This window comes from Allobosea sp. P1_A7 (assembly GCF_056406775.1).
Genome location: NZ_JBFTZN010000428.1, coordinates 1 through 5,622, shown reverse-complemented (window position 1 = coordinate 5,622; position 5,622 = coordinate 1). Strand labels below are relative to the sequence as shown.

The following is a 5,622-nucleotide window of genomic DNA, read 5'->3' as shown; positions in this document are numbered from 1 at the left end:
GGTCGCGGCGGCGGCGCTCACATCGGCGGCGGCGGCCGTGGCGGCGGCGGGCATATCGGCGGCGGCGGTGGCCGCGGGGGCGGTGGTGGTGGTCGCGGTGGACGGMGCTGATTGGGGGACATGATCATGGCACATCACGCTCGATTTTCAGTCCCGGTCTCGCTCGCGGTCCTGTTGATGGCAGGCCCTGCCGCAGCCCAGCAGAGCTTCCCCTCCCCCGATGCGGCGTCCAGCGCGCTGGTCGAGGCGGCCCGGGCGCGCGAGCCCGGCATGCTCGATCGCATTTTCGGGCCGGGGGCCCGCGACGTGCTGAGCACCGGCGACGCCACGCTGGACCGCGAACGACTCGACCGGTTCAATGAGGCCGCAGCGGAATCCGTCACCCTGACGCCGCGCGACGACGCGACGCGGATCCTGACGATCGGGAAACGCAAGTTCGAGTTCCCGATCCCGATCGTCCGACGCGGCGAGGCCTGGATGTTCGATGTCGCGGCCGGGCGTAGCGAAATCCTCAACCGCGCCGTCGGCGAGAACGAACTGCGCGCCATCGAGGCCTGCCAGGCCTATATCGGCGCCCAGCGCGAATATATCCGGAAGGACCATGATGGCGACCAGGTGCCGGAATATGCCCAGAACCTGATCTCGACGCCCGGTACGCAGGACGGGCTGTACTGGCCGAGAACCGGGCAGGCCGATGTCAGCCCGCTCGAGGGCGCCCTGAGCGAGGCCCTGCTGGATCGCGGGAACCGAACCTATGCCGGCTATCGCTTTCGCATCCTCAAGGCACAAGGACCTTGGGCGCCCGGCGGCGCGCATTCCTATGTCGTCAACGGCAACATGATCGCTGGCTTCGGCCTCGTGGCCTGGCCGGCCGAATGGGGCAAGACCGGCGTCATGACCTTCATCTGCGGACATAACGGGGTCGTGCTGCAGAARAATCTCGGCYCGAAGACCAGCGCSWTGGCGGARCGCCTGCTGCGCTACGACCCCGACAGCAGCTGGGCSCCRGTCGAATAGGCGGGGGTGCGCCGGCAGCATGGCCGATATTGGCGAACGAACCAGCCGCGGCCGGTGGCCGCTGCATCGTCTCGACAACTCCAAGTAACCGGGGAGAAAGTGAGGGCCTGTTCCGCTGCTGTAACGATGAAGCCCCCGTGGTTCGCACCGGCCTCGCGCCGCGCACATCCAGGATTCGTCATGCATCGCTCGGTTGAACTGCCTGCCTTGATCCTGGCCGTGGCCTGGCTGGTCGTCCTCATTCGATCGCGAGGGCTCGCGCTGGCCGTCCAGCTGCTGATTGGCCTGATTTACCCGTTCCTGTGGTTCGCCTATGGGCTGATCGACGCGCCCCTGCCCATTCTCGTGCCATACGTCCTTGCGGCAGGGGCGGTGGTCTACACGCTTCGGGGCGATAGGGGCCCGCTCGTCTTGAAGTCGTCCTACGTGATGTCTGCGACACTCGGGGTGCTCACGGTCGCTCTCCTCGAATACTGGCAGCACCTRCCAGCAGGCTAGTGGACGTCACCGCGAGACGACTTGCGGTAGCGCCTGCGCCTTTGGCCCCCGAGTGGATTGCGCGCGCTGGAGCGGTTCCCGCGAGCCATGGAGTTCCCGTTCTGCCACCGGTGCCGTGGCCCCGAGAATGAACAGCCTGGTGCCGAGGTTCCGATCCCTCCTGCCGTGCCGTCGTTCCCGGGCACCGGATCAACTGGAGAGACGAGGGCGCCCCTTGAAATTGGCGATCAGCTCGGCGAGCGGGATCAGCCGATGCGAAACCATACCGCCAACCGGGGCGGAAGGGCTCGTGAAGATCGCAAAGCCAGTGGCCTGAACAACCGGGGCAAGCTCCGGCAGCGAGAAGGCCATCTTCATCAGCTCGAACGTCTCGCCGGCATCGGCGACGCGCCCAATATGCAGCCGCACGGCTTCCGCCGTCTCTTGGGGCGATGCGCGAAGCAATTGCCCAAAGGCATCCGCCGCGGCCCAGACAGCGGCGTAGAATGCCAGCGTGTTGTCGAACATGCGGCGGGCATCGCCATGACCAGACGCGGCGCTGATTTCAGCGGCGGAGTGGAGCATGCTGATGAAGGCTTCCAGCCGGCCAGCAATCTTGGTCGCCTTCGACCGACGGGAAAACTCGTTGAACATCGTCGCGTCCATCGTTTGGGCTGAGGACGCGATCATCCGCGCAGGCGAAATCGGACAGACCGCAGCGTAAATTTTCATTGTCGAAGCTGCGCTAACACAGCGCTTCGCGCTGCAATTTGCGCCTTCACGCCAATAAATTGCTATTCTCGGCCAAGTGCCGACAGCGCTTGCCCACCAGCATCGCAAGGTCAGCCGCAAGCGTTCTGCCCGCGAACCTGCAGGCATGTCCGGCGGCCATGCGAATACCTGAATCAGCAGAGTCCCTTACGCGCGATATCTCAACGTCCACAATAAGGTGAGAACCGCTCTCGCGACCAGATTAGGGGTCTTCCCTGCCAAGGTTTCGTCCTGTCGGGCCGCGATCTGTCTGACCATCATCTGCGTCCACAACAGGTCTCGGCCAAGACGATTGAGGAATGGCCCGCACTGTTCCACTCTCGTTGACGGGGGGATGGGCGGCGATGCTGGATGCGAACGAATTTGGGGATGCGGTCGCCATGCTCTACGAGGCCGCCGCCGTTCCGGAGGTCTGGCCGACGGCGATCGCGCGGTTGGCGGAGATCGCCGGCTGTACCGGGGGGCTACTCTGCGTGCATTCCCGACAGGGCACGAACTGGGTCGCGTCGAGGGAGTTTTCGCCGGTCCTCCAGCGCTTCCTGGATCAGGGCTGGATGGACCGGAACGCCCGCAGGGCCGGTCTTCTGGCGCATGGCGGGACCGGGTTCGTGACCGATCACGACCTCTTCACAGAAGACGAGCTGGCCGAGACCGCGCTCTACCGCGATTCCTGCGGCCCGAGGGCTATGGCGATCGTCGTCAGGGCAAGGGACAAGATCGCGCTTGAGGATCCCCGTGCGAACGCGCTGCTGCAAAAGGCGCTGGCCGATCTCGGGCAGGACCGGGTTGGCGATACCCGCTCGATCCCGGTGCCCTGCCGGGGGGATCGCCCCGCGTTCATCGTCCATGTGCTGCCGGTTCGCCGCCAGGCGCGGGATATCTTCTCGCGCGCCCAGGCCCTGCTCGTCATCACGACGACGGCCCGAAGCCTGCGGATCGAAGCCTTGCTGCTGTGTGAGCTCTACGATCTGACCCGGGCGGAGGCAGCCATCGCCGGCGGGCTCCTGGAGGGCAGCACGGTCGAGCAGCTCGCACTGTCGCGCGGGGTCGGCCGGGAGACGGTTCGCGGCCAGGTCAAGGCAGTGCTCGCGAAAACCGGCAGCCGCTCGCGGGCCGACTTCATCAGGCGGCTGGCTCCGTTGACGCTGTCGGCCTGAGCAGCGGGCCAAGGCGGGCATCACCAAGCCGGGCGGCGCCGGGCTTTCGGTCGGGCCGCCCTGCCCCCGCCTCCTGAGTTGGGAGTGAGCAACAGCCTGTCGGAGGCCGGGATGGCTTGGTCGGAGACGGTGCAGAGGGCCGCGCGATCGGCGGCCCTCCTCTTGTTCACCTTGAGCTTCCGGCCAGGGCCGATATCCCCGGGATCATTCTCGCGGGCTGTTGGCCAGGCGTCCGGTGTCCGGCCGGTCCAGATCGAGATGCCGGGTTTCCGGGATCAGGAAGCCGGTCAGCAAGGTGATCGCAGACACGACCATGAGATAGACGAGGAACAGCGAATGCTGGCCCTGCTGGGCGAGATAGGTGTTCACATAGGGCGCGGTGCCGCCGAAGATCGCCGTCGCCAATGAGAGTGGCCCGCTCACCCCGGTCGCCCGGATCTCGGTGGGAAACACCTCGGCCCAGACCGCCGTGTTCACCCCGAACAGGCAGGCCAGGATCAGCAGTGCCGCGATCATCGCCGAGAGCAGTCCGCTGAACTGGTTGGTGATCATGCCGTCCAGGGTGAAGGTCAGGGCGATGAAGCCAAGCCCGAACAGGATGATGAAGGGCCGCCGTCCGAACCGGTCGGCGAGCCAGCCGACCAGCGGGATCGCGGCGAAGAAGACCGCTTGCGCGATGAGGCTCGCCGTCAGTGCAGACTTTGCGTCGAGGCCACGGCTGATCTGGGCGAAGGTCGGGCTGTAGATCAGCCAGGTGTAGAACATGATCGAGCCGCCGGCGGAGAGGCCGAAGACCACGGCGACGCCGCGCCAGTTCCGTGCAAGCGGGGCCAGGCCCGTCGTCTTGGCGGCCTGCTTCTGCTTCTTCTCGAAGCTGGCCGTTTCCGTGAGCTTGCGCCTGAGGTACAGGCCGTAGAGCCCGAGCAGCCCCCCCATCGCGAAGGGGATGCGCCAGCCCCAGCTTTCCAGGGCCGCCCGTTCGAGATTGGCATTGAGCAGGAGACCGGTGCAGGTCGCGATCATCGTGCCGAGCACGACGCTCATCCACGACGTGCTGCCATAGAGCGCGCGCCGGTGCGACGGTGCGCGCTCGACGAGATAGGTCACCGATGTGCCCATCTCGCCGCCATGGGCGATGCCCTGGGCGAGGCGTGCAACCAGCAGGACGACGGAGGCAAACAGGCCGGCCGAGGCATAAGTCGGGGCGCAGGCGATGACCACGCTGCCGCCGGCCGTCACCAGCATGGCGAGCGTCAGGCTGCGCTTGCGGCCGACGCGGTCGGCGTAGAGCCCGAAGATCAGGCCACCCAGCGGCCTGGTCAGGAAACCGGCCGCGAATACGGCCAGAGCCGCCAGCAACGCGGCCGATTTATCGTTCGACGGAAAGAACTGAAGCGCGAAATAGGGAGCGAAGATCGTATAGATCGCCCAATCGAACCATTCCAGCGTATTTCCGAAATTGACTGCGATCAGATCCTTGATGCGACGTGAAGTCGGGGCGCGATCCGCCAGGGATAGCTCGGCCGTTGACATGGAATTCCCCTCTTATTGCTTGGTTCTTCGGTTCAAAAATCGGTGAAACCGTCAGCGCAAGGTGGAGCGCCCTTCCAGCCCTTGCCGCGCGTCTCCGTCCGCGCCCGGAACCCGCATCTCGAAGATGTCCTTGACCACCGTGTAGTCAAAATAGCCGAGGCGAGCGATCGGCTTGATCTTCTCGATGTCGAGCTTTCCGCTCGGCAAGATGACGGCGTCATCGATATGGATCTTCTCGACCTGGGCGAAGACGATATCGATGGAGCCGACGGGAGAATTGCCTTTGATCCGGTGAGTGCTGACATATCTGCACTCGAACTTGACCGGGCTTTCCCTGACCATCGGAATGCGGGCGTTATCGGCGTATTCCCGGGTGACGTTCAGGCGATCGAATTCGCTCTCATGCGCGGGCAAGGCCATCGCGCTGATGTTCACGGCCTCGCGCAGGTCGAAGGTCGCCATGTTCCAGACGAACCAGCCCGTCTCCTCGGCATTGAGGACCGTGTCCTTGCGGCGACCGTCTGGATACTGGTTCGCCGAGAACATCACCATCGGCGGGTCGAAGGTGAGGTTCTGCCACTGGCTGTAGGGCGCGATGTTCTCGACGCCGGCTGCGCTGACGCTCGACAGCCAGCCGATCGGCCGCGGCACCGTGCAGCTCTTGAAG

Annotated in this window: 6 protein-coding genes; 3 read left to right on the top strand and 3 right to left on the bottom strand. The window is 65.4% G+C overall.

What is annotated here, in order from left to right; genetic code table 11:
- Window positions 1-126 precede the first annotated feature (126 nt).
- Window positions 127-1,017 carry a DUF2950 domain-containing protein gene (locus tag AC1D34_RS35655; RefSeq protein ID WP_476826798.1) on the top strand — a complete coding sequence of 297 codons (891 nt, stop codon included), beginning with the start codon at window positions 127-129 and terminating at the stop codon, window positions 1,015-1,017.
- 180 nt (window positions 1,018-1,197) lie between these two features.
- A complete protein-coding gene (locus AC1D34_RS35650) occupies window positions 1,198-1,515 on the top strand; it encodes a hypothetical protein (protein ID WP_441491078.1) in 318 nt (105 codons plus the stop codon).
- A gap of 189 nt (window positions 1,516-1,704) precedes the next feature.
- On the opposite strand, the gene AC1D34_RS35645 is transcribed toward AC1D34_RS35650, so the two are convergent.
- Complete coding sequence (locus AC1D34_RS35645; RefSeq protein WP_476776643.1) at window positions 1,705-2,346, bottom strand: hypothetical protein; 642 nt, start codon at window positions 2,344-2,346, stop codon at window positions 1,705-1,707.
- A gap of 263 nt (window positions 2,347-2,609) precedes the next feature.
- Here AC1D34_RS35645 and AC1D34_RS35640 point away from each other — a divergent pair, with 263 nt between their 5' ends.
- Window positions 2,610-3,422 (top strand): helix-turn-helix transcriptional regulator, encoded by an 813-nt coding sequence (locus AC1D34_RS35640; protein WP_476826797.1) that lies wholly within the window; start codon window positions 2,610-2,612, stop codon window positions 3,420-3,422.
- Window positions 3,423-3,626: 204 nt separating this feature from the next.
- On the opposite strand, the gene AC1D34_RS35635 is transcribed toward AC1D34_RS35640, so the two are convergent.
- Complete coding sequence (locus AC1D34_RS35635; RefSeq protein WP_441508686.1) at window positions 3,627-4,955, bottom strand: MFS transporter; 1,329 nt, start codon at window positions 4,953-4,955, stop codon at window positions 3,627-3,629.
- 51 nt (window positions 4,956-5,006) lie between these two features.
- Window positions 5,007-5,622 (bottom strand): flavin reductase family protein (locus AC1D34_RS35630; RefSeq protein ID WP_476826796.1); only part of this gene is annotated, 616 nt, incomplete at its 5' end.

Excerpts from the sequence above, each read along its gene's own strand:
- AC1D34_RS35640 (WP_476826797.1), top strand. The coding sequence starts at position 2,610 with ATGCTGGATGCGAACGAATTTGGGGATGCGGTCGCCATGCTCTACGAG.
- AC1D34_RS35635 (WP_441508686.1), bottom strand. The coding sequence starts at position 4,955 with ATGTCAACGGCCGAGCTATCCCTGGCGGATCGCGCCCCGACTTCACGT.